Here is a 3,172-nt window from a genome sequence, read left to right on the forward strand (position 1 = left end):
CGACGGCGCCCGCGTCATCTTCGGTCCGGCCGGTCACGCCCTTCCGCAGCTGCGGATCGGGGCCGGCGGGACCGTCAGGTGAGCGGCTTCTCGCCGTTGCGGATACGGACCAGCACCTCGACCCCGTCCAGGACCCGCTGGAGCCCGAAGGTGAAGTCGTCCTCGGGCTCGTCGAACGCCCCGGCCTCCAGCAGTTCGGCGAGGGCGGGGAACGACGCGGAGTCGGCGTACTTGGCCAGCGCGCGGCCGTAGTTGGCCATCAGGTCTTCCTCACTGATGCCCTCGGTGACGACGCCCAGCGACATCTGCACGATGTTGCGCACGTAGCCGATCATCAGCATCATCACGGAGAGCTTCTCGTCCGGCCGCAGGGCGGTGCCGCCCAGGGTCCGCAGGCCGCACTCCAGCCAGCTGAGCTGACCCGGCTCCAGGGGCGGTCCGCTGACCGAGATCTGGAGCATCCAGGGGTGGCTGTGGAAGACCTCCTGGAAGGCGCGGGCCCACTGCTCCAGACCTTCCCGCCAGTCCCCCTCCGCCGTTTCGATGCGGGGCGGGGTGCCGTAGGCCATGTCCAGCATGAGCTGTCGCAGCTCGTCCTTGCTCGACACGTGACGATAAAGCGACATGGTGCCGAAGTCGAGGCTCTTGGCGACCCGGGACATGGAGAGCCCGGCCAGGCCGTCGGCGTCCGCCGACTCGATCGCGGCCGACACGATGCGCTCGACGCTCAGGCCGGTGCGCGCGACGCGCTGTTCCCTGTTCCGCAGTTCCCAGAGCACCGCGATGCTGTTCGGCAGGCCGACGCCTTCCGTGCTCTTTCCTTCGCCAGTAGTCATCTCGTGCCTGCCTTCATCGGAAGCCTTCCCATGCGTATCACGCACGCATAGAGCATCGTATACGCCTCGGGTCCGCGGTACGCGGAGCCGGTATGACACCGAGGTGGGGAGACGGTACGACACCGCTCTCGGTGAAAGTGAAGGAAGGGCCGGGCTCGCGCGCCGCCCCCTGAATCGGTTGGTTTCGCCGTCAGACGGACGTCGCCGCGGGGGCCGGCGCCTTCACCGTGGCGGCCAGTTCCGTCGACGGCCGGCCGAGCAGGAGCCGGCACTGCCGCAGGCCGCGCGCGCTGTTCCAGCCGAGCCCACCGACGAGGATTCCGTCCCTGTGGTACGCGGCGACGAACTCCCGGTCCGCGGTGGACCCGCTGATGATCTCCGTCCGTGCGTCCGGGGGGCACCAGCCGATCGTCTGGATCTTCTCCCCGAACTGATGGGTCCAGCCGAACGGCACGGGGGCGTACGGCTGCCCGCCCGCGTCGCCGGCCAGCAGGTTGGAGACGACCGCCATGGCCTGCTGGGCGGCGTTGGTCCGCTGTTCGAGCCTGACCCGGGCCCCGGCCACCATCGGGTGGGGCCAGTTGGCGACGTCCCCCGCAGCCCACACCCCGGGGGCGGCCCGGCAGTGGGCATCGCACAGGACCCCGTCCCCCAGGGCCAGTCCGGAACCGGCGAGCCAGTCCACGGCGGGCACCGAGCCGATCGCGACGACGACGAGGTCGGCGTCGACGGTGGTGCCGTCCGCCAGCTGGACCCCGCGCACGCTGCCGCCGTCCTGGGCCATCCCCACGACGTCGGCGCCGAGAACGAGCCGCACCCCGTGCTCACGGTGCATACCGGCCACGAGCTCGCCGATCCCGGCACCGACCTGGCGCTCGAGAGGCTGGGCGTTCGTGTCGATCAGCGTCACGTCGAGCCCGGTCCCGCGCGCCGTCGCGGCGATCTCCGCACCGAGGAATCCCGCCCCGATAACCGCCACCCTCGGGCCCGCCGCGAGCGCCTCGCGCAGCCGGACGGCGTCGTCCAGTGAACGCAGGACGTGGACGCCCCGGAGGCCGTCCCCGTACGGCAGCCTGCGCGGCCGGAGCCCGGTCGCGATGATCGCCGCGTCGTAGGGCAGCCGCTCGCCGGTGGCGAGGGTGACGGTCCTGGCCGCCTGGTCCAGGCCGGTGGCCCGGCAGCCGAGGCGCAGGTCCGCGTCGACGGCGGCCAGCACGTCCTCCTTGCGCAGCCAGGTGCTCGGGGGTTCCCACCCCTCGCTCAGCAACTCCTTGGAGAGGGGCGGCCGGTCGTAGGGCGGATGGACCTCGTCGCCGACGAGCGTCACCCCACCCTCGTAGCCCTTGGCGCGCAGCGTCTCCACCGCGGTCAGTCCTGCCGCCGCCGCACCCACGACGACTATCCGGTTCAGCACACTCGCTCCTCGTCTCCGGTCGGTGCTCATATGAACCCCTTGTGCCGTCCCCCGCAAGGCCTGCCGGGAGGGGGACCTACGCTTCGTCGCCGAGAATGTCGCCGTCGAGTATGTCGAACAGCTCGTCCGCGGTGGCCGCGCTGAGGTCATCCGCTGGGGTGTCCTCGCCGAAGAGCGTCTGACGCAGGTGCGTGGCGAGCTCGGCGGCCGAGGGGTAGTCGAAGATCAGGGTCGGCGCCAGCCGGCAGCCGGTCACCTCGCCCAGGCGGTTCCTGAGTTCCAGAGCCGTCAGCGAGTCGAATCCGATGTCGAGGAATCCGCGGTCGGCCGGGACCGCTTCGGCGCCCGAGTGCCCCAGAACGGCGGCGGCGTGACCGCGTACCAGGTCCAGCAGGGCCCGTTCGCGGTCCTCGGTGCCCAGCCCGGTGAGACGGGCGATCAGTGCGGCGGGGCCGGCACCCTTCGTACGGGTGCGGACCACGGGGCCGCCGGCCTCGGCGGGGACCATGTCCCGCAGGAGGGCGTGCAGTGCTCCGGGGTGCGCCTTCAGGGTCGGTACGTCGATGGCGAGCGGTACCAGCGCCGGCCGGCCGGATCGCAGGCCGGCGTCGAACAGACGGAGCGCGTCGGCCGGGGCGAGAGCGGGCAGGCCGCGTGCCGCCATGAGACGGGCGTCGTCGTCGATGGCCTCGGTCAGGCCGGTGGCGACGTCCCAGAGCCCGTAGGCGAGTGAGGTGGCCGGCAGACCCTCCGCCCGGCGGTGCACCGCCAACGCGTCCAGGAACACATTCGCCGCCGCATAGTTCGCCTGACCCGCCGCCAGCACGGAACCACCCGCCGACGAGAACATCACGAAGAACGCCAGCTCACGATCCCGCGTCAACTCATGCAAATACCAAGCCCCATCAGCCTTCGCACCCAA

Annotated in this window: 3 protein-coding genes; all 3 read right to left on the minus strand. The window is 71.5% G+C overall.

Annotation, left to right across the window (positions count from 1 at the left end):
* Positions 1-74: 74 nt before the first annotated feature.
* Complete coding sequence (locus AB0I52_RS32715) at positions 75-836, minus strand: TetR/AcrR family transcriptional regulator (protein ID WP_363078792.1); 762 nt, start codon at positions 834-836, stop codon at positions 75-77.
* 190 nt (positions 837-1,026) lie between these two features.
* Positions 1,027-2,250: an FAD-dependent oxidoreductase gene (locus tag AB0I52_RS32720; RefSeq protein WP_363078794.1), complete on the minus strand. Its 1,224-nt coding sequence runs from the start codon at positions 2,248-2,250 to the stop codon at positions 1,027-1,029.
* A gap of 76 nt (positions 2,251-2,326) precedes the next feature.
* Entirely contained in the window at positions 2,327-3,172 is an 846-nt protein-coding gene (locus tag AB0I52_RS32725) for a beta-ketoacyl reductase (protein WP_363078796.1), read from the minus strand.

The organism is Streptomyces sp. NPDC050423, assembly GCF_040655445.1.
Lineage (GTDB): Bacteria > Actinomycetota > Actinomycetes > Streptomycetales > Streptomycetaceae > Streptomyces.

Coding starts and splice junctions, on each gene's coding strand:
- AB0I52_RS32715 (WP_363078792.1), bottom strand. CDS start 836: ATGACTACTGGCGAAGGAAAGAGCACGGAAGGCGTCGGCCTGCCGAAC.